Genomic DNA, 20,707 nt, shown 5'->3' with positions numbered 1-20,707 from the left:
AATTGGTTTTATTGTTCGGTCATTTTTTTTAATGTCTCGGCCGATGAAAACCCCGACAGCAAAAGACCATTATAAATAAACGACGGCGTGCCTTCAATCCTTAATTGGTTGGCAAGTTTGATATTATTTTGCAAAAATTGTTTGGCGCGTTTTTGGTCGTCGGCCGTGATACGGTCGGGCGAAAAACCGGCCGCCGTCGCAATGGCTTGCAATTTTTCCTTGGTCAATGGCCGCGCGCCGAGCAAGGTTTTTTCATGAAATTGTTGATAGGCCGCAAGCCGTTTTTGGTCGTTTTTATTGGCGCGCCAATAGGTCAATATCGCGACGAAGGCTGCATCGACCGAGCTCTGCCCCAATATCGGCAATTCGACCAAGACAATTTTTACCTGCGGGTCGCTGGCGACCCATTGTTTTAATATCGCCAATTCGCGTTGGCAATATGGGCAATTGTAATCAAAAAATTCGACGATGATTTTATTGCCATTGGGGTTGCCCAAATACCCGTTGCGTTTATCGGCAATGATTTTTTTGTAAATAGCATTAACCGCGGGCGAGGGGGCAATGGTTTGTTGGTCGTCACCGGTGGTTGCTTGGTCGGTTGATTTTTCATTTTCCGCCGATGATTGGTTTTGTGATTTGGCTTGCATGGCGCGAATCGCGTCGACAATTATTTCGGGGTTTTTTTGCAATTCGGCGCGCAACATGGTTTGAAACAAGCCGGCCATGACAAGGTATGAAACCACCACCACCACCACCAACGCAACCGCCCAACGAAATGTGGTTGTCGCCAACCATTGCCACCAATTTTTTTGTGCGTCGGGTTTGTCAGAAAGATTTTTAAATAAATTATTTTTTGCCATGGTCTTTAATAGCCTTTTTATGGCTTGCGGGCAATGGTTGCGCCGAGGTGCGATAGTTTTTTTTCCAAACCATCGTAACCGCGGTCAAGGTGATAGATGCGGCTGATGATGGTATCGCCCACCGCCTTCATGCCGGCAATAACCAAAGACATCGAGGCGCGCAAATCGGTCGCCATAACCGGCGCGGCGCGCAAGTTATCAACCCCGTCGATGGTGGCGATTTTTTCCTTCAGCGAAATTTTCGCCCCCAGGCGGTTTAGCTCTGGCACATGCATGTAACGGTTTTCAAAAATTGCTTCCTCCATTTGCGACGTGCCGTCGGCGGTCGCCAACACCGCCATAACCTGCGCCTGCAAATCGGTTGGGAAATGGGGGTATGGCGCGGTTTGCAAAAATTCCATCGATTTCGCCCGACCATTCATGGTGATGGTAATGCTGTCGCCGGTGGTGGATATGCCCGCGCCGATGGCGGTTAAAACATCGCACAGCGCGGACAGGTGTTCGGGCACCGCGCGGTCAATGGTGACCTGGCCACCGGTGCTGGCGGCGGCGCATAAAATTGAACCGATTTCGATTCGGTCGCTGACCACGGCGTGGGTCGCGCCGTGTAATTTTTTCACGCCGTCGATGGTGATGCAATCGGTGCCCAGGCCGGTGATATTCGCCCCCATCGCCAACAACAAATTTCCCAAATCAATAATTTCGGGTTCGCGCGCCGCGTTGCGCAAAATGGTTTTGCCATTGGCCAGGGTGGCCGCCATCATAATATTTTCGGTCGCGCCAACCGACACAAATGGAAAATCGATAGTCGCACCCTGCAACCCATCCTTCGCGGTGGCGACCACGTAGCCATCGACCACTTCAATTTTTGCGCCCATTTTTTCCAAACCGGTAATGTGCAAATCAACCGGCCGCGCGCCAATGGCGCAACCGCCGGGCAACGAAACGCTTGCTCGCCCCATGCGCGCCAACAGCGGCCCGAGGACGAAAATCGAGGCACGCATTTTTCGCACCACGTCATATGGCGCGAATGGTTTGATAATATTGGCGGCGTTCAGGGTCAGGTTTTTTTGCGAAAAATCGGTGGTGTCAATCGCCACCCCCATCAGCGATAACATTTGCGCCATGGTTTCCAAATCGGCCAGGGCCGGCACGTTGGTTAATGTAACATCGTCCGCCGTCAACACGGCGGCCACCATTTCGGGCAGGCAAGCATTCTTACTGCCCATGGCGGCCACGCGGCCGTGCAATGGTTTGCCGGCCATACCGGTGATAAACAGCCGTTCCATGCCGTGGCCGCGTCGCGGGTTGAGGATGGAAAAATCCACCAGCGGGTTTTTGCGCGAAAAATCGGGGGCGAGGATATTCATGGTCAGCCGACCATTGTTATCATAATCGCGACAAAAAAACCACTAGGCCGTAGGCCTAGAACCGGCTTTTCAGCTTTTTGGTGCTGGCCTTATATTTTTAAATTTTGGATTAGCTTTCATATGGCCATGATAAGGTTGGTTGGCATGGCATGGGGGGCATAAAATAATAAGGTTATTATCGCTATTATCATATTTTAACCCATTCTTATGATGAATGTGTGTAATGCCAGTTGCACCGCACTCCTCGCACTTTTTACCGCGCTTCTTATACAAATTTGCTTGCACTTTTCCTTTTTTGAAATCATCGGTATATTCATTCACTGGGGCATTATCAGCATAATAAGTAGGCTTATCGGCATCAGCATGTATATCAACTGGATATTTTTCAAAAAATTTAGACAAAGCAAAATCTTGAAAAATAGATTCGTTTTTCAATCTATTTAATTTACCACTAGAATATCCATTCCATTGAAGCATGTCCAAACAATTTTTACAAATATCTAAGTTTTCGTCCTTTTCTTTTTGTCTTTTTCTTACTCTAAATTGATGAGAATAATTACCTTCCTTTTTTGTTGCCATAACATAACGATTTTTTCGACCATTTTCTTTCATCTTTTGGTAAGTTGAGCACCCCGCTATATGGAATCTAGGATAGGTTTCTTCGCTTTCATGATAAGCACTCCAATCTCTAATATAAATCACTATTCTTGCCCCTTGCCAAGATAAAGTTCCATCGTCATTAATTTCTATCTCTTGTAATAAATCATCAGTTATAACCACGCCCTTGCTCGACAATTTATTAAAAGTTTGCTCATTTAATGAATAATGGGGTGGCAACTTACCCCGCAATTCTGCGCCCATTTTAGCTCTTAAACTATTTAATAATGGGTATGTATAATTTAAAATCTTCTTTTTCATTTTTATTTCGCTTGATTTTGTTGTTGTCGTGCTTGTTCCATATTATATATTTCTTGCACCACCTCATCAGATTTTAAAACGACTTTAAACTCTACACGTTGTGATAATGCTTCTGATGTAATGCCATTCTTCTGAATAAGACGAGAAGACGATAACCCATTGGCGGTTATTTTTTCTCTCATCCACGCCTCTTGTGATTGTAAATTAAGAATGGTTAAAGCAAACTGCACAACTGATGCCGACCGCTCTTGCGAAAGCCTTAGATTGTTAATATAAGATTTTTGCGCTGAAGACATTTTTTGGTAGTCGGTTTCTTCTCCACCGATGTTGTCATTTGTATTTTTCCAAAAACTTGAAGTATGCCCCTCTACCCTTATTTCTGTGATATAGGGTTCAAATTTATCTTGTCGTAAAATGTCTATATATCTTGGCAAGAAATCAATAAGAATATTTTGAAATTTTGGACTAAGTGAACTTGAGCCCGTGGCAAACAAAGTGGCTGGATTATTAAACCTAATAGTCATATCGCCCAACAACTCAGCATCCCATTGTTCTAAATCTTTTGAAAATTCTTCAATCAAGGCTTGTTTTAAATCTTCCTTGGCTTGCACATATTCTTGCACAACTAAGGTTGTGGTCCTGGTTACTTTTGATAAAGAAGCTACTGTGATTAATAAAAAAACCATCATCAACCCCGTCATCAAATCTGCTAGGGGTATCCAGTGGGTTTGTCTTCCTTCTTCCATATAATATTTCTACTATTTAATTTTTTCTGCCATTTTAATAACGGATTGTAGCCGTTGGGTTAAGGGTGTATAATCGTCAACAAATTTTCCTGATAAAGAGGCTAGTTGCGTTTCAAAAGCATTTAATCCCTTTTGTAATTGGTCTAAATAATCACCCATTACTCTTTCTACCGTCGGTGCAATTTCTTTTATTTTATCAAAAGCAACTGCCGTAGATTTTTGTTGCTCGTAAATAGTTTTAACTTGTTCGTCCATTACCTTAACAACATTTTCTATTGCTTTTGCGCTTTCGCTAAAAGTGCTAAGGTTGGCGGTAATGGCTTGTAAATTTTTTGCGGCATTTTCCATCCCATCGCTAGTTTTTTCATAAGAGCTAACCAAATTTCCTATTGCGTCTTTCATTTCTTCTAGCTCTTCTTTATATTGTCGTTGCCATACGACCAAATCTTTTACAGCAGAATTTAGCTGTTTAAAATTTTCACCAAATTGTTCGGTAAGGTTTTTATTAAAATCATTAACAACTTTTTCTAAAGCCTTTATATTATTTTCGGCCATGGTTTCGGCAAAAATTTTAAATTGCGATACCAATGATTCTTTGTTGTCGCCGATTAAGCCGTCGTTTAATTCTTGTTGCAGGGCGACCATATCGGCGGTGGTGGCTCCTTCCGGGCTCCTAGTGTTTAGCGTTGGGGATTTTCCTCTCTTAAGCCCTCGCAACAGCAAAGAGAAAAAAATACCTGAAAAAGAAGATATAAATGAAAACTTAATTCCCTCAATTAAATCGGGAATACTTTTTTCTACATTTTGCGTATCAAAATTCAATAATCCAAAGGTTATTCCAGCAAAACAAAATAATATCCCTAGGGTAACCAATATCTCAGAACCATAGGTGCGTGCAAAAACATCATAATTGCTATGGAACATCCACCATGCCACAGCAATTAATAGAATAGAAGCAGCTAATAGACTTTCATGTAGGGGCATTTGTTACAAATACAAATTCCACCAATAATAATCAACAATTATTTTAACACCCCCGCCTGAAATCACGCGGGCTTTGCCCGCGTGAGAAAATAAAGCAATTTGGGTGAGGCGAACACCGCAAAGCCTTGCGGTTTTCGCAAATTACTTGTGACTCGGCATGGAGAAAACCGCGCCCTCTTTAATGCCGGATGGCCAGCGCGAGGAGACGGTTTTCATTTTGGTAAAAAACACAACGCTTTCCGGGCCATACATTTGCGTGTCGCCAAATTTGGAACGTTTCGACCCGCCAAAATGGTGGAACGAAACCGGCACCGGAATCGGCACATTAACGCCAATCATGCCGACATCGACCCGGTCCATAAAACTTTTCGCGGTGTCGCCGTCGCGCGTGAAAATTGCCGTGCCATTGCCATATTCGTGGTTGTTGATGATATTGACCGCCTTATCAAAATCGACCGGCGCCATGACCGATAGCACCGGGCCGAAAATTTCGGTTTTGTGAACCTCCATCCCTTCCTTAACGCCGTCTAACAACGTGCCACCGACCCAAAAACCATTTTCGTAACCTTGCAAGTTTTTCCCCTTGCCACGGCCGTCGACCAACAACCCGGCCCCCTCGGCCTTACCCTTGGCGATTAAACCCTCGACCCGTTCTTGGGCCTTGCGGGTTATCAATGGGTTGATTTCGGCCTTCGCGTCGTTGTAAGGCCCCATTTTTAATTCCTCGACTTTGGGCAATAATCGTTTGACCAATTCCTTCGCCGTGGCCTCGCCCACCGGCACCGCGACCGAAATCGCCATGCAACGTTCGCCCGCCGAACCATAACCCGCGCCGATAAGCGCATCAACCGCCTGGTCCATATTGGCATCGGGCATGACCACCAGGTGGTTTTTCGCGCCGGTAAAGGCCTGCACCCGTTTGTTATGTTTGCAACCGGTTTGGTAAACATATTCGCCAACCGCCGTCGAACCGACAAACGAAATCGCCGGCACATCGGGGTGGGTTAATAAACTATCGACCGCTTCCTTATCGCCAATCACGCAATTCCACACACCATCGGGCAGGCCGGCTTCCTTCCACAATTCGGCAACGCGCAGGGCGGCGGATGGGTCAACCTCCGAACATTTATTAATATAGCTGTTGCCGCAGGCGACGGCCATGGCGCCCATCCACAATGGCACCATCACCGGAAAATTAAATGGCGAAATACCGGCAACAACGCCGATGGGTTCGCGGAATGAAAAAACATCGATATTACCGCCGACGTTCGGGCTGTATGCCCCCTTGATAGTATTCGGAATGCCGGCGGCAAATTCCACCACGTCGATGGCGCGGGCAATTTCACCCAGCGCATCGGCGATGGTTTTGCCATGTTCTTGGCCGATAAGTTCGGCGAGGTTTTGTTTGTTCTTAACCATCAATTCGCGCATGTTGAAAATAATGCTGGAGCGTTTGGGCGACGCGGTGGCGCCCCATTCCTTGGCCATTTTTTTGGAAATTTTTACAATCTCGTCGATTTCTGCCTTCGACGCAAATGGTGCCTTGGCCTGAACCTCCCCCGTGGCGGGGTTGAACACATCACCAAACCGGCCCGATGTGCCGGCGGTTTTTTTGCCATTGATAAAATGCTGTAACTCGTTGATGCTGTTGTTTGCCATGGTGATAGTTTCTGATAAAATAAATTGAAATAAGGGGAAATAATAGGGTGAATAGTTTAAAATTATCATAAGCGGTTTTGCTTTTCAAGCAGAAAGCGAAAAACCAGCGATAAATAAAAAACTTCCTAAATCGCTTGCATGGCGTTATAGAATCACGGCAGTAGTAGATATTAGAAATTATTGATTATGAGCAAAAAACCCCATAATTCCTCGACCAAGTTTATTTTCATGACGGGTGGGGTGGTGTCGTCGCTGGGCAAGGGGTTGGCCGGGTCGGCGATTGGCGCGCTGTTGCAGGCGCGGGGTTACCGCGTGCGGTTGCGCAAACTCGACCCTTACCTTAATGTTGACCCTGGCACCATGAACCCGTATCAACATGGCGAATGTTTTGTGACCGACGACGGAGCCGAAACCGACCTTGACCTGGGGCATTACGAACGTTTCACCGGCCAACCGGCGCGTAAAAACGACAATATCACCACCGGCCAAATTTACAGCCGCGTTTTGGCGCGCGAACGGCGCGGTGATTATTTGGGCGGCACGGTGCAGGTTATCCCCCATGTCACCGACGAGATAAAAGATTTCATCATGCAAGACACCGACGACGTTGATTTCGTTATCGCCGAAATTGGCGGCACGGTGGGCGACATGGAATCATTGCCATTTTTGGAGGCTATTCGCCAATTGGCGCAGGATGTTGGTCGGGCACGTTGTGCCTTCGTCCATTTAACCCTATTGCCCTATATTACCTCGGCCGGCGAATTAAAAACCAAACCGACGCAACATTCGGTGAAGGAATTGCTCAATGTGGGGATTCAGGCGGATTTCTTGCTCTGCCGGTCGGAGCGGGAAATTGCCATCGACCAGATGAAAAAAATCGCGCTGTTTTGCAACTTGCCGGTTAATCGCGTTTTTCCGGCGTTGGATGTTGACACGATATACGCCCTGCCGATTAGTTTTTATCATAACAAGTTGGATGAGGAAATTTTGCATTATTTTAATTTGCCCGATGACAACAAGGCCGGCCATAAAGATTTTTCCGCGCCAAGCCTGAGCGATTGGCAAAGGGTGGTCGATGGCATAAGAAACCCCGAGGATACGGTGATGATTTCGATTGTTGGTAAATATATTGTTTTGCCCGACGCCTATAAATCATTGGTCGAGGCCCTGACCCACGGCGGGATTGGTAATAAGGTAAAGATCGCCATCAATTGGGTCGACGCCGAAACCATCGACGAAGAAAATGTTGCACAGACATTGGGCACCAGCCACGGCATTATTGTGCCCGGTGGGTTTGGTTGGCGCGGGGTTGACGGCAAGATGCTCGCCATCAATTACGCGCGGACGCAAAAAATTCCGTTTTTGGGGATATGCTTTGGCATGCAATTGGCGGTGTTGGAGGCGTTGCGCAATATCGCCGGCGATAGCCAAGCAACATCGAGCGAATTTGGCAAGACCGACCATGCGGCGATTGGGTTGCTGACCGAATGGTTAAAGGACGGCACGGGGGTCAAGGCAAGCCACGATAATTTGGGCGGCACGATGCGGTTGGGCAGTTACCCGGCGGTGTTGGCAAAGGATTCGATGGTCGCCGGCATTTACGCCGCGACCGCGATTAGCGAACGCCATCGCCATCGTTATGAGGTTAATAAAAATTATCAGGCCGAATTGGAAAAATCGGGGGTGACAATATCCGGTTGGTCGCAGGATAAAAACCTGCCCGAGATTATTGAACGCGCCGACCACCCATGGTTTGTTGGCGTGCAATTTCACCCCGAATTAAAATCGCGGCCATTTTTACCCCACCCATTATTTTTAAGCTTCATCGCCGCCGCCGTGAAGCAATTAAGATTGGTGTAGGAAATTATTTCACCAATTTATGATATTCCTGAATCGATTTGACGCCGTCGGTGGTGGATTTTTTTTGCGCCGTTGCGGGGGTTGACGCATTGACGACGGCATTGGCAACCTGCGCCATGGCGCGGGTGGTGGTGAAGTAGGGAATGTGGTTTTTCACCGCCAGGGCGCGGATGGTTTTGGCGTCGCCGCGGCTGGTGCGGCCGGCCATGGTGTTAAAAACCATGGCAATTTGATTGGTCAATAATAATTGTTTGATATTGGCGTCGCTGTTTTTTTCCTGGCTGATTTTTTTAACGCTGGTGATATTTTTTAAACCATGTTTTGTAAAATAATCGGCGGTGCCGCCGGTTGCCAAAATGGTGAAGCCGTGGGCTTGCAATTGTTTGGCAAGCGGCAAGACGGCCGGTTTGTCGGCGTCCTTGACCGATATAAAAACCTTAGCATTTGCATGGTCGGCGGTGGGAATGCCCGCGCCGGCCGCCAATTGCGACTTGGCGAAGGCGGTGGCGATATCGCCGGCGATTCCCATGACCTCGCCCGTGGAGCGCATTTCAGGGCCCAGGGCGACCTCCGCCCCGCGAATGTTGCTTTCGATATTTGTGCTGTCCGAAAAATTAATGAAGCGGTCGAAGGGGAAGACCGCTTCCTTGACCGACACGAATGGTAATTTTTGCATCTGCGCAACCGATGCCGGACGCGGTAAGTTGGTTAATTTTTCGCCGGCCATGACGCGCGCGCCCATTTCGGCCAGGGGGTAACCGGTGGCCTTGGCGACGAACGGCGCGGTGCGGCTGGCGCGCGGGTTCATTTCCAAAATAAAAATATCGGCGTAATCGCCAGCTTGGTTTTTGGTAACGGCGAATTGAATATTCATCAGGCCCTTGACCTTTAATTCACGCCCCAGCGCAATGGTTTGCCGTTCAATCTGTTGCAGGGTTTTTTCCGACAAAGAAAAGGTCGGCAGGGCGCAGGCCGAATCGCCCGAATGCACGCCGGCTTCCTCGATATGCTCCATCACGCCGGCGACCAAGACTTCCTCGCCATCGGCGATGGCATCAACATCGACCTCTATCGCGTCGCTGAGGTATTTGTCGATAAGCACCGGGGGTTGAAGAAATTCAGAAATTATATCGCCATCGCTTGCTACAATCATTATATCTTTAATAATTTTTCTACAAGCTTCTTCATCATAGGCAATTTCCATCGCCCGCCCGCCTAATACAAATGATGGGCGTAACATAACGGGAAAACCAATTTGCTTGGCGAATTCTAACGCTTTATTAGGGTTTGTAGCAGTGAAGTTAGCAGGTTGGCGCAATTTCAAATCATCGATGGTCTTGCTAAAAAGCTTTCTGTCTTCGGTATGGTTGATGGAATCCAAACTGGTGCCCAAAATTTTGTAACCGGCGTTGACAATATCCTGCGCCAATTTCAACGGGGTTTGCCCGCCATATTGCACAATAACGCCGACCACCTCGCCGCGCGTCGCTTCCTTATCCAATATATTCAACACATGTTCGGCGGTTAAGGGTTCAAAATACAATCGGTCGGCGGTGTCGTAATCGGTCGATACGGTTTCGGGGTTGCAATTTATCATGATTGTTTCATAGCCGTGTTTTTTTAATGATAAAGCGGCATGGACGCAGGCGTAATCAAATTCAATCCCCTGACCGATTCGATTCGCCCCGCCGCCCAAGATGACAATTTTTTTGCGGTCGGAAACATCGGCTTCGTCTTCGCCGGGTTGATATTTGCCATCGACAAAATGCCCCTCATATGACGAATAAAGGTAAGGGGTGGGGGATGGGAATTCGCCGGCGCAGGAATCGATGCGTTTGAAGATAGGGACGATGCCGAGGTCTTTTAGCTTCTGCCTTATCTTACTATCTTTTAATGTTTCCGTTAGGGGGTATCCTGTAGTTGCTGATTCATAAAAGTAATTGCGCGTTATTTGGCCCAATACGCTGTCAGAAAACCCTTGGCCCTTGGCTTTTGCTAATATTTTTTTAATAGCCTCTTCATTAAAATTCTCAGGTTGAATTAACTCTTCATTCATCATTTCAGGCATCAATGTAAAACTAGCAACCTGTTTAATTTCTTTCCTAATTTCTATCATTTGCGCCATTTGTATTAAAAACCATTTATCAATTTTTGTTAATTCATAAATATTTTCTATTGTCCTGCCATCGTTGATTGCCCTAAAAATTTTTAACAAACGCAGGGGGTGTGGCCGAGACAGGTCTTCATCAGTTATCTTTTCGACATCCATGGCATAAATGATATAATCCATTTGCAATGGATTATAAATTTCCAGTGCCGCTATTGCCTTGCCCAATGATTCTTTAAAATTGCGGCCAATCGCCATGACCTCGCCCACCGATTTCATGGTGGTGGTCAGGGTATCATCAGCCCCCTTAAATTTTTCAAATGCAAAACGCGGAATTTTGGTAACGACATAATCCAAACTGGGTTCAAAACTGGCGGGGATTTTCCCGCCGGTAATATCGTTCGGCAATTCATCCAACGTGTAACCCACCGCCAACAATGCGGCGACCTTGGCAATGGGAAAACCGGTGGCCTTCGACGCCAATGCCGACGACCGCGACACCCGTGGGTTCATTTCAATCACCACCATCTCGCCATTTTTTGGGTTGATGGCAAATTGCACATTCGACCCACCGGTTTCAACGCCGATTTCGCGCAACACCGCCAGGCTGGCCATGCGCATTTCTTGGTATTCTTTATCGGTTAAGGTCAATGCCGGCGCGATGGTGATTGAATCACCGGTATGCACCCCCATCGGGTCGAGGTTTTCAATCGAACAGATAATTATCGCATTGTCGTTTTTGTCGCGCACCACCTCCATCTCAAATTCCTTCCACCCCAGCACCGACTGTTCAACCAAAATCGACCCCTTGCCGTCGGTTGCCAGGTTGCTTTCCTGCAGGCCATAATTGACCTTATCAAAATAATCCTGTTCATTATGGGCAATGCCGCCGCCGCGCCCGCCCAGGGTGAAACTCGGCCGAATGATAAGCGGCAGGCCGATTTTCGTCAAGGCAACCTCGGCGTCGGCGCGGTTACGCACCAACCTGGCGGTGGGGGTGTTCAGGCCGATATTGGCCATGGCGGTTTTAAATTGCTCGCGGTCCTCGGCCTTATCGATGGCTTCGGGCTTGGCGCCAATCATCTCGATACCCAATTTTTTCAAGACGCCATTTTTATGCAATGCCATGGCGGTGTTCAGGGCGGTTTGCCCGCCCATGGTGGGAAGCAACACCATTTTTTCATTGGGGTGTAATTTTTTTTCGCGTTCCAAAATATCGGCCACCACCGCCGGGGTAATGGGCTCGATATAGGTTGCGTCGGCCATCGACGGGTCGGTCATGATGGTCGCCGGGTTGGAATTGACCAGGGCGATGCGATACCCCTCGGCCTTTAACGCCTTGCAGGCCTGGGTGCCCGAATAATCAAATTCGGTGGCCTGGCCGATAATAATCGGCCCGGCGCCAATAATAAATATGGCATCGATATCTTTTCTTCGTGGCATGCAAGTTTACTCGATAGGGCGGATTCTGTCGCTGGTCAAGCCAATAATTGCCCCCGAAATGCTCAGTAATCCTGTTATAAATTGTTGCGCCATGGTTGTCGATTTGGTCTGCAATTGACAAATTATGTCTTGACGAATAATGGGCGGTCAGCGTATTTTGATTTTGATTAAAGAAAAATAAAAAAAATGAAAAACATCAACACCGCCAACAAAACACCAGAGATAACCATTTATTTTTGGCTGTTTAATCTTTTGCTGACCATGGTCGGTGGCAGTGCGCTTGATTTTTTAAACACCTATGTCGGCTTGGGGTTGGGGACCAGCATGGTGGCGGTGTTTGTCCTGTTGGTTGGCGCGCTTTATTTGCAATTCAAAACGCGGCAATATAATCACTGGGTCTATTGGTCGGTGGTGTTGTTGATTGGCGCCTTTGCCATGGCGGTGGTGGATACATTAACCACCAATTACGCCGTGCCATTAAATGAAACATGCCAGGTCGCCGGTATATCGCTACTGGTGCTGTTGGGCGCTTGGTTTAGCATCGAGCGCACCCTGTCGATTCATTCGATTACCACCTGCCGGCGAGAGGTTTTTTATTGGGCAACCGTGCTGTTGGTGTTTGCCACCGGCACGGCGTTTGACGAATGGTTGTTGGAACATTTTGGTGTTAGTTATATAAGCTCGGTGGTGTTCTTCGCGGTGCTGATAATGGTGATTGCGATTTGCCATTATGTGGTGGCTTGGTGCTTATCCGCCACTGGTCGTTATCACCCGGCGCAACATGTCATGGCCTTTTGGTTGGCCTATATTTTGATAAGGCCGCTGGCCCAGGCCTTGAGCGATTATTTATCGCAAGACGCCGATAACGGCGGGTTGGGCATCGACGATGGTATCACCAGCCCATTGGCGATTATTGTGGTGGTTGCGCTGTTGGCCTACTTACAAAAAACCAAAAAAGACGTTATCAAAAAACCCGCGTAATTGGTTGCCGGTTTGGTTGCCGCGCAACAGGCGTGGCTTGACAAATTGACGATTTGCACTTTATGGTCGCGGTGTATGAAAAAATCGGTTAAGGGCAAATCATCTTTTGGTAAAGAAAATATAACGCAGGTGTTTGTGCCGCGTTATCGCCTGCTTCAGATATTGGCATCCTTGCGGCGTGGCGACAAATTATCGCCGGCCGACGCGGTTTATTATCGCCGCTTACTGCCGGGCATGAGCTCGGAGGAAAAACGAAAACGCCTAGCAAGGTTAGAGGCGCGTTGGACAAAACAAAAAATGTCTGCCGACCTGGCGATGGTCGCTGATTTTCTCGCCGCCGATAAGAAAAAATTCATCGCCAGCCACGAAAAAAAGGGCGCGATGCTCGACCTGTCGTTCCTTGATTTCCGCCAGCATAAGGTGGTTTTTGAACAATCGATAGATTTGCACCTGCCGATATCATTTTTGCACAGCGAATTTGGCGAGGTTTATTTTCAATGGGCCAGGTTCCAAAAAAAGGTTAATTTTCGCGCCGCGGTTTTTTATGAAAAGGTTAAATTCATCGATTCGACATTCGAGAACATTGCCAATTTTGAATTTACAATTTTTCATAAAAAGGCAGAATTTTCTGGCATCGATTTTCACGACCGCGCCGCCTTTAATTTTGCAACATTTGAAAATTATGTCAGTTTTAAAGGCTCGTCGTTTCACGCCCTGTTGATTGACGAGGCGCATTTTTCAATCCTGCCAAATTTTCGCTACACCCTGTTTGATAAGCAAGTTCGTTTCCATTCGGTTTATATCCCCGGGCCACATGAAAGCATCGCCCACGATGAAAAATATGATGAAAAGCACGATGAAAAACATGGCGCACAACCTAAAAAAATCGCCGACAGCAACTCGCCCGTCAACACCCTGGCGGTGATTGCCCTGGCCGATAAGCGGCGGCGCAACAAAAGTTACGAGGACAAATACCGCACCCTAAAGGAAATGGCGGCGTCAACCAACGACCACTTGCATGAACATGAATTCTATGGCCATGAATTGGAATCAAAATGGTTGTTTAAAGAATTCCATGGCCGCTGGTGGTGGTGGGTTGCCCTGCCTTGCGGTTTTATGTTTTGGTGGTTGGTCGATAGAAATTTTTGGCCGATGATTATTTTGCCCTTGCTACTGTCGACCTTTAGCTACCTGCCGCTGTGTATCATGGGTGAGGGGTTTTTGCGGCAACGGCTCACGCGGGCCGGCGGGGGCGATGGGTTGGTGGCGGGCGCGCCGCGCCGTGGTTGGTTTAAAAAAATCGCGCACCATTTTTACGCCATTGCCTATTTGTATTTGTTGCGTGTCTATTGGTTGTTTTCTTACTACGGCCAAAGTTTGGCGCGGCCGGTGATTGGTTTTGCGCTCCTGCCTTTTATCTTTGCCTTCAGCTATTGGCGGCCGGGCCGTGGGGTTGATTTTGCCAGCGCGTTGCATTTTTCCAGCCTCAACATGCTCCCCGGCAACAGCCTGTTTCGCTTTAACCATTTGGAATATCTTAAGGAAAAAATATTCGGCGTTGGCGACGTCGCCCTGGCCAATTTTCAATCGCTGGTGGTTACCTACCCCAAGGAAATCACCTTGGCCTACGATGTTTTGCTTAATTTGCAGGAAGGGCTGTCGCTGTTCTTTTTATTCTTAATCGGTCTTGCACTTCGCAATAAATTCCGTATTGTGTAATGGCATGGTGGCACGATGAAAATTTTCTGTTTGGGATTTGGTTTTTGCGCCAATGGCCTGTGGCATGATTGGCGCGACCGGCGATTATTGGCCGAATATATATTCTATGCCACCTATCGCGACGACGATAAAAAAAAACTATTATTAGAAAAAAATATTCTGCCGGTGGGGCTTGGTGGCGGTGGTGATATAAACTTCGCCGATGCCCTTGCCGAAACAGATGTCTGGTTGGCCTCAGCCGCGCCGGCGCGTGATGGTGCTGGCGGCGACCCATTTATGGCTGAATTTGGCGCGGTCATAAAAAAACTAGCCGCTACGAAAAAAATCATTTACCTTTCCACCACCGGTGTTTATGGCAACCATAATGGCGATTGGGTCGACGAACAAACAATTTTACGCGCCAGCCACGACCGAAGCAAAAGAAGAATAATCGCCGAGGAGGAATGGCGGGCGGTCGGCGCGACGATTTTGCGCTTGGGCGGCATCTACGGCGCGGTGCTCGACGGCATGGGGCAAAATACCCTGCGATCGATTATCAACGGCACGGCGCGGCGGGTGGAAAAAACTGGCCAGGTGTTTGGCCGCATTCATGTTGCTGACATTGCGCAAGCCATCGATTTGGTAATACATAAAAATATTCGCGGCGAGGTTTTTAATTTGGTCGATGACGAACCGGCCAACCCACGGCTGGTGGTGGATTATGGTTATGAATTATTGGCGCGGGCTTTGCCGCCGCTGGAACATTTTGACGATGTTAAGCACAGCATGTCGCCGATGGCGCAAAGTTTTTTTCACGACAACAAGCGGGTTAAAAATGATAAAATAAAAAAAATTGGCTGGCAACCACAATACCCCAGTTATCGCGAGGGTTTGCAAATGATAAAAAACACCCTGGCGAAAGAATTGGTGGAAACATGACGCGTTTTAAAATGACCGTTAGCTACCACGGCGGAAAATATATCGGCTGGCAAAGGCAACTGAACGGCGCGTCGGTGCAGGCAGTGATAGAGGAGGCATTAGCAAAGATAGAGGGCGCGCCGGTGGTGATTCACGCCGCCGGCCGCACCGACAGCGGGGTTCACGCCACCGGCCAGGTTATTTCCTTTGACATGGCGCGGGTTATCTCGCCGGAAAAATTATTGCTGGCGGTGAATTATCATTTGAAACCGAACCTTATCGGTGCGATTGATTGCGCCGTGATGCCGCCCGATTTCCACGCGCGTTTTTCGGCAACGCGGCGCGATTACGCCTACCGCCTATTTAACCGCTCGGCGCCGCCGGTGTTGGAACGTGGGTTGGTGTGGCATGTGCCACGTCCCACCCCGTTGGATATTCCGGCCATGACGGCGGCGGCGCAATGGTTGCGCGGCACCCATGACTTCACCAGCTTTCGCGCCACCGAATGCCAGGCAAAATCACCCATCAGGTCGCTCGACGTGGTCGAGCTAACAACGACCGGCGACGAGATAAAATTCTTTTTTTCGGCGCGGTCGTTTTTGCATCACCAGGTGCGCAACATGGTCGGCACATTGGTCGAGGTGGGAAAGGGCAAACGCCACCCCGACGATATAAAAAAAATCCTCGCCGCCAAAAACCGCGCTGACGCCGGCGTTACCGCGCCAGCCCATGGGCTGTGCCTGTTAAAGGTTTATTACGATAAATAACGACAGGGCGGCTTAGCCGGCGATGACCTCGGCGAATAATTTTGTTAATTGTTCTTGCTTATCACGGAGCGAAAATTTTTCAAGCACGGTTGTTCGCGCCTCGCGGCCGATGGCCTGTTGTTGCTTTTCAGAAAGCAACAAGGCGCGTTGCAGGGCATGACCCAGCGAACCCGATGATTCGGCGACAAACAAAAAACCATTGACGCCGTCGTTTATCTGCTCGACCGCCGCGCCATAATTGGGGGCAATGGTAACCCGTTCCAAGGCCATGGCCTCGACCACCGTGCGACCAAATGATTCGGGGCGGCGACTGGCGTTGACCACCACCGCCGAGGCGTCGTAAAATGGCAACAGGTTTTCTTGATAGGGTAAAAATCCAACGCGGTTTTGTAAATGATGTTTGCGCATCATGGTTTGCAATTGCTTTATCGATTTGCGTTTGCCGACCGATTGCAACAGCAAGACCGCATCATCAAATTCATGCTGTTGTTGACCGACCAATTGGATGAATGTTTTTAATAAAAACCATTGCCCCTTCAAACTGGTGACACGCCCCGGCATGAAAATAATCCGTTGCGATGCGTAATGGGGAAATAAGGTTGATAACACAGCGGCGGCGTGGTTGCGGTCGGCGGTGGTGATATTGCCGGGGGATAGGGCATTGCAATCGACTCCGCCGTAAATCACCGCGATGGGTTTTTTTGGTTTGTAGATTTGCGTGATGTGCCGTTCGACGAAGATGCTGACCGCGTGGATGGCATCGCCCATGGTCATAATGCGGTTGTATAGTTTTTTTGGCGGGAAGTCATAGCCGCTGTAAATACCATGAAAGCCGGTGATGAATGGTATTTTTAATAATTTTGCTAAGCACCAACCATACCATGCCGGGGTGCGGCTGGCGGCGTAAATCAAATCGATTTTTTTGTTTTTGGTCTGTTGGTAGAGTTTTAAAAAAACCAGCGGCGGCAAAAATCGCAACCATGATTTTTTAAATGGCACATAAATATGTTGGCCGCCGTTTTTTTTAAGTGCCGCCACCATTGCCCCGCCCGATGACGCAACAAGCGCGCGGCCACCACGTGCGGTTACCGCGTCGCAGGCCTCAAGCGTGAAGCCCTCGACCCCGCCCGCCACCATGGCCGGCAGTAAAAACAAAATTGTTTTATTGTTTAGGTTTGGCATTGGGTTGTCCCGAACTGGGTTGGCCACTGCCACTGCCAACTGCGTTCAGGACAAAAATGGCACGGCCTATCATGTCCTCCAGCGAGGGCTGGCTAGTGGTTTTTTGAAATGTATCGCCGGCGTTCATGGCCTCGGGCGCGGCACCCTGTTCGATTTTGGCCTCGGGCGCGCCCAGCAAGCCGGACGAGCCAACCACCAGGGTGCTGTCCTTTGGCACGGTGATGCCTTGGCGAATTTCGATTTGTATATCGGCGCGATAGGTTTGCTTGTTCAGGGTGCGGCTTTTCACCTGGCCAACCTTTAACCCCGCCATCTTAACCGCGGTGCCAGCATCAAGGCCGGTTGCATTATCCAGCGACGCCTTCAGGATATAATAATTATTGCCAAACACGCTGTCCTTGTCGCGCCATAATTGCGTGGCAAAAAAAATCGCCAGCACCAACAACACCGCGCCCAAAATGATTTCTAACGAACTATGTCTTGCTTTCATGCTATTATCTCTCCGTGCTTAGCAAATGTTACTATTGGGGTTATTGTTTTGGGGTGACGCCGGCTTTTGCCTCCGCCCGTTGAATGACAAGCAGTAACAATTTTTCAATCGCCACCGAACCCGTTGTATAGGTAATTTCGCCGCCATTAGCAAGGTTGGTCGGGCTACCCCCCGGGATGATATTAACAACCTTTGGCTGGGTCAGGCCATAGGAAACAATGGCAAAACCGCTGTCATCGGCCAGGCTTAAATTATTATCAATCGCCATGGTCAATTGCACCTGGCCCATACCGACGCCCTTGGTTATCAATCTCAGGTCGCACACATGGCCGACCGGCAAACCGGCCAAAAATAGCTTGGTGTCGCGCTTGACACCATCGACCGATGGAAAATTACCCTTGACCACCATCTGGCCCGGCGCGGCGCATTGCCCGCCCTTGGTCAGGCCGAAGTAAACCCCCGCCACCACCAACATAATCACCACCAACCCCAGCAATCGCAAACGAAATAATATAAAAAATTGACGCATTGTCATGGTAAAAAAAATTGCGGTTTATTTGGCGGGTTTTTTGCTGGCGGGTTTATTTGGCGACCAGCTGGTGTAATCGCCGGTGGCGGTGGCGCGTTTTGGCCGGTATGCCATGGCACTGCCCGATAAATTGGCGCGGTGTTGTTTTTGATAAAATTGGCGATAGCCAGCACCCGGCGCGTTCAACGTGGTGTAGTTTGGCGTGGGAAATTGGTCAACGATATAATGCATCCAGGCATGATATTCGGGCGGCAACAAACTGGCGTCAGCCTTGCCACGATAGATAACAAATCGTTTTATCCGCCCCCAGGGGTCGGTTTTGCGCCGCGTGTAATATTTATTGCCATAGGGGTCGGTGCCGACGTAGCGGCTGTCGAGCAGGCGAATTAATTTTGTTAATGTATTGGCCATGTTCTTTTTTATACCTTGCCAAATATATAGCGAAAAATACATATTTTGTCATCATATTTATAAGTCTATCAAGTTGCTAGGCATCATCGAATCGGCTAGCAATAATACAGGAAAATAAAACATGAAATACCCCAAAGATTTTATTGATAAAATTATATGCGGTGATTGCATAGAGGTGATGCAACAGATTCCCGATGGCGCGGTGGATTTGGTGGTTACCTCGCCACCCTATAATTTGCTAAATTCAACTGGCAACGGCATGAAAAATGGCAGTGGTGGCAAATGGGCAAATGCCGCCCTGATGAAGGGTTATAGCGACCACCATGATTGCATGCCCTATGAAGAATATGTTGCTTGGCAAAAAAAATGCTTGGCCGAAATGTTCAGAATTATCCCCGAAGATGGCGCGATTTTTTACAATCACAAATGGCGGGTGCAGGCTGGAATTTTGCAAGACAGAAGCGACATAGTCGCAGGGTTGCCAATAAGACAAATTATTATTTGGCAAAGAAGCGGGGGAATAAATTTTAACCCGGGATATTTCTTGCCGACTTACGAAGTTATTTATTTGATTTGCAAGCCGAAATTTAAGTTAGCACCCAAGGCAAACGCGCATGGTGATATTTGGCGATTTAATCAAGAAATGAACAATGACCATCCCGCGCCCTTTCCATTGGCGTTGATTGAAAGAATTATATCATCAACCAATGCGGCGGTTGTCTTAGACCCATTTATGGGTTCGGGCACGACTGGCTTGGCGGCAAAAAACCTTGGGCGAAAATTTATTGGTGTGGAAATCACCGCGGATTATGTTGCCATGGCCGAAGCAAGAATAGCCAATACATCAAGAGCCCGCTTGCGTGCTGTTGAGCCCACGGCAGAAGGGCTTGAATTATTTAATCACGCCAAATAAATCATGACGATAGTCTATACAAAAGAATCGCTCATCGACAAGCTTAAAGAAATTAGGGCGATGGGTTGGATAGAAAGCAAACGCCATGGTAATGTTGGCGGGGTTGGCAACACCATAGAAGATTTGCTGGGGATTCAAGAAAATAATTTACCAATTGCCAATGCGGCAGAATGGGAATTAAAAACGCAACGGCTTGGCAGCAGTTCATTAACCACCCTTTTTCACATGGAGCCATCGCCAAGCGCCATGAAACTTGTGCCGTTAATTTTGTTACCACAATATGGTTGGGCGCATAAAGAAGCCGGGAAGAAACACCCCAGCGATGAAAAAAGTTTTCGTCAAACCATTTCAGCAACATCAAGGAGCGACCGAGGGTTTCAAGTTATTGTCGATAGGTCGTTAAAAAAAGTTTTGGTTTCTTTTCTTGCCTCCGCTGTCGACCCCAAGCATGATAAATGGTTAACATCGGTTAAAAAGAATTGCGGGCTGGCCGAATTAGACCCGCAACCCTATTGGGGATTTCAAGATTTGTTTCATAAGGCGGGAACAAAATTGCATAATTGTTTTTTTGTCAGCGCGGAAACAAAAAGGATAAATGGCAAAGAATTTTTTCTTTATTCAAAAATTATGAAGTTGTCGGGATTTTCGCTAGAGGGTTTGATTAAAAAAATTGAAGATGGCTATATATATGTAGATTTTGATGCACGCACCGGCCATAATCACGGCACAAAATTTCGCTTCAAAAATAATAAATTGCATGAATTATATGACGATGTTGAAGAAATACCCTTTTGATAATTTCTTCCTTTTGTGATAATGGTGAAGCAATGCACCTATCTGTTTTTGACCTTTTTAAAATTGGCATTGGGCC

At 47.9% G+C, this 20,707-nt stretch carries 18 protein-coding genes; 7 read left to right on the top strand and 11 right to left on the bottom strand.

The window, feature by feature from the left end; all coding sequences use genetic code 11:
* Positions 1–8 precede the first annotated feature (8 nt).
* The 6 genes from QM529_04125 to QM529_04100 form a co-directional block, all read right to left on the bottom strand.
* Positions 9–860, bottom strand: a complete 852-nt coding sequence (locus QM529_04125; protein MDI9313849.1) for a DsbA family protein — start codon at positions 858–860, stop codon at positions 9–11.
* 17 nt (positions 861–877) lie between these two features.
* Positions 878–2,230, bottom strand: a complete 1,353-nt coding sequence (murA, locus tag QM529_04120; protein ID MDI9313848.1) for a UDP-N-acetylglucosamine 1-carboxyvinyltransferase — start codon at positions 2,228–2,230, stop codon at positions 878–880.
* Positions 2,231–2,299: 69 nt separating this feature from the next.
* Positions 2,300–3,148 carry an HNH endonuclease gene (locus QM529_04115; GenBank protein MDI9313847.1) on the bottom strand — a complete coding sequence of 283 codons (849 nt, stop codon included), beginning with the start codon at positions 3,146–3,148 and terminating at the stop codon, positions 2,300–2,302.
* Positions 3,149–3,150: 2 nt separating this feature from the next.
* Positions 3,151–3,894: an OmpA family protein gene (locus tag QM529_04110; protein MDI9313846.1), complete on the bottom strand. Its 744-nt coding sequence runs from the start codon at positions 3,892–3,894 to the stop codon at positions 3,151–3,153.
* Positions 3,895–3,906: 12 nt separating this feature from the next.
* Positions 3,907–4,878: a hypothetical protein gene (locus QM529_04105; protein MDI9313845.1), complete on the bottom strand. Its 972-nt coding sequence runs from the start codon at positions 4,876–4,878 to the stop codon at positions 3,907–3,909.
* Between the two features lie 141 nt (positions 4,879–5,019).
* Positions 5,020–6,606, bottom strand: coding sequence for a CoA-acylating methylmalonate-semialdehyde dehydrogenase (locus tag QM529_04100; GenBank protein MDI9313844.1), 1,587 nt, complete (start codon positions 6,604–6,606; stop codon positions 5,020–5,022).
* A 117-nt stretch (positions 6,607–6,723) separates the two neighbouring features.
* On the opposite strand from QM529_04100, the gene QM529_04095 reads away from it, so the two are divergent.
* Complete coding sequence (locus QM529_04095; protein ID MDI9313843.1) at positions 6,724–8,397, top strand: CTP synthase; 1,674 nt, start codon at positions 6,724–6,726, stop codon at positions 8,395–8,397.
* Between the two features lie 4 nt (positions 8,398–8,401).
* Here the strand turns inward: QM529_04095 and carB are convergent, their stop codons facing one another.
* A complete protein-coding gene (carB, locus tag QM529_04090) occupies positions 8,402–11,947 on the bottom strand; it encodes a carbamoyl-phosphate synthase large subunit (protein ID MDI9313842.1) in 3,546 nt (1,181 codons plus the stop codon).
* A gap of 186 nt (positions 11,948–12,133) precedes the next feature.
* Between carB and QM529_04085 the strand changes: the two genes are divergently transcribed.
* From QM529_04085 to truA, 4 genes are all read left to right on the top strand, one after another.
* Positions 12,134–12,928, top strand: a complete 795-nt coding sequence (locus tag QM529_04085; protein MDI9313841.1) for a hypothetical protein — start codon at positions 12,134–12,136, stop codon at positions 12,926–12,928.
* Positions 12,929–13,003: 75 nt separating this feature from the next.
* Entirely contained in the window at positions 13,004–14,647 is a 1,644-nt protein-coding gene (locus QM529_04080; protein MDI9313840.1) for a pentapeptide repeat-containing protein, read from the top strand.
* Positions 14,648–14,662: 15 nt separating this feature from the next.
* Entirely contained in the window at positions 14,663–15,565 is a 903-nt protein-coding gene (locus QM529_04075; GenBank protein MDI9313839.1) for a hypothetical protein, read from the top strand.
* Positions 15,562–16,311, top strand: a complete 750-nt coding sequence (truA, locus tag QM529_04070) for a tRNA pseudouridine(38-40) synthase TruA (protein MDI9313838.1) — start codon at positions 15,562–15,564, stop codon at positions 16,309–16,311. Before QM529_04075 ends, truA begins: the two co-directional genes overlap by 4 nt.
* 12 nt (positions 16,312–16,323) lie before the next feature.
* Here the strand turns inward: truA and QM529_04065 are convergent, their stop codons facing one another.
* Genes QM529_04065 through QM529_04050 form a run of 4 tightly spaced genes read right to left on the bottom strand, consistent with a single transcriptional unit; the run spans position 16,324 to position 18,923 of the window.
* Entirely contained in the window at positions 16,324–17,493 is a 1,170-nt protein-coding gene (locus QM529_04065; protein MDI9313837.1) for a glycosyltransferase, read from the bottom strand.
* The gene (locus QM529_04060) at positions 17,474–17,983 is read right to left on the bottom strand and encodes an MlaD family protein (protein ID MDI9313836.1); all 510 of its coding nucleotides are present in this window, start codon (positions 17,981–17,983) and stop codon (positions 17,474–17,476) included. Before QM529_04060 ends, QM529_04065 begins: the two co-directional genes overlap by 20 nt.
* A gap of 40 nt (positions 17,984–18,023) precedes the next feature.
* Complete coding sequence (locus QM529_04055; GenBank protein ID MDI9313835.1) at positions 18,024–18,518, bottom strand: MlaD family protein; 495 nt, start codon at positions 18,516–18,518, stop codon at positions 18,024–18,026.
* A gap of 18 nt (positions 18,519–18,536) precedes the next feature.
* The gene (locus QM529_04050) at positions 18,537–18,923 is read right to left on the bottom strand and encodes an NADH-ubiquinone oxidoreductase subunit NDUFA12 family protein (GenBank protein MDI9313834.1); all 387 of its coding nucleotides are present in this window, start codon (positions 18,921–18,923) and stop codon (positions 18,537–18,539) included.
* Positions 18,924–19,044: 121 nt separating this feature from the next.
* On the opposite strand from QM529_04050, the gene QM529_04045 reads away from it, so the two are divergent.
* On the top strand, positions 19,045–19,836 hold the full coding sequence (locus QM529_04045; protein ID MDI9313833.1) for a site-specific DNA-methyltransferase: 792 nt from the start codon (positions 19,045–19,047) through the stop codon (positions 19,834–19,836).
* A 3-nt stretch (positions 19,837–19,839) separates the two neighbouring features.
* Positions 19,840–20,631: an MvaI/BcnI family restriction endonuclease gene (locus tag QM529_04040; GenBank protein MDI9313832.1), complete on the top strand. Its 792-nt coding sequence runs from the start codon at positions 19,840–19,842 to the stop codon at positions 20,629–20,631.
* Positions 20,632–20,707: the final 76 nt, after the last annotated feature.

It is taken from the genome of Hydrotalea sp. (genome assembly GCA_030054115.1).
Taxonomy (GTDB): domain Bacteria; phylum Pseudomonadota; class Alphaproteobacteria; order JASGCL01; family JASGCL01; genus JASGCL01.
This window is presented reverse-complemented; position numbering and strand designations above follow the sequence as displayed.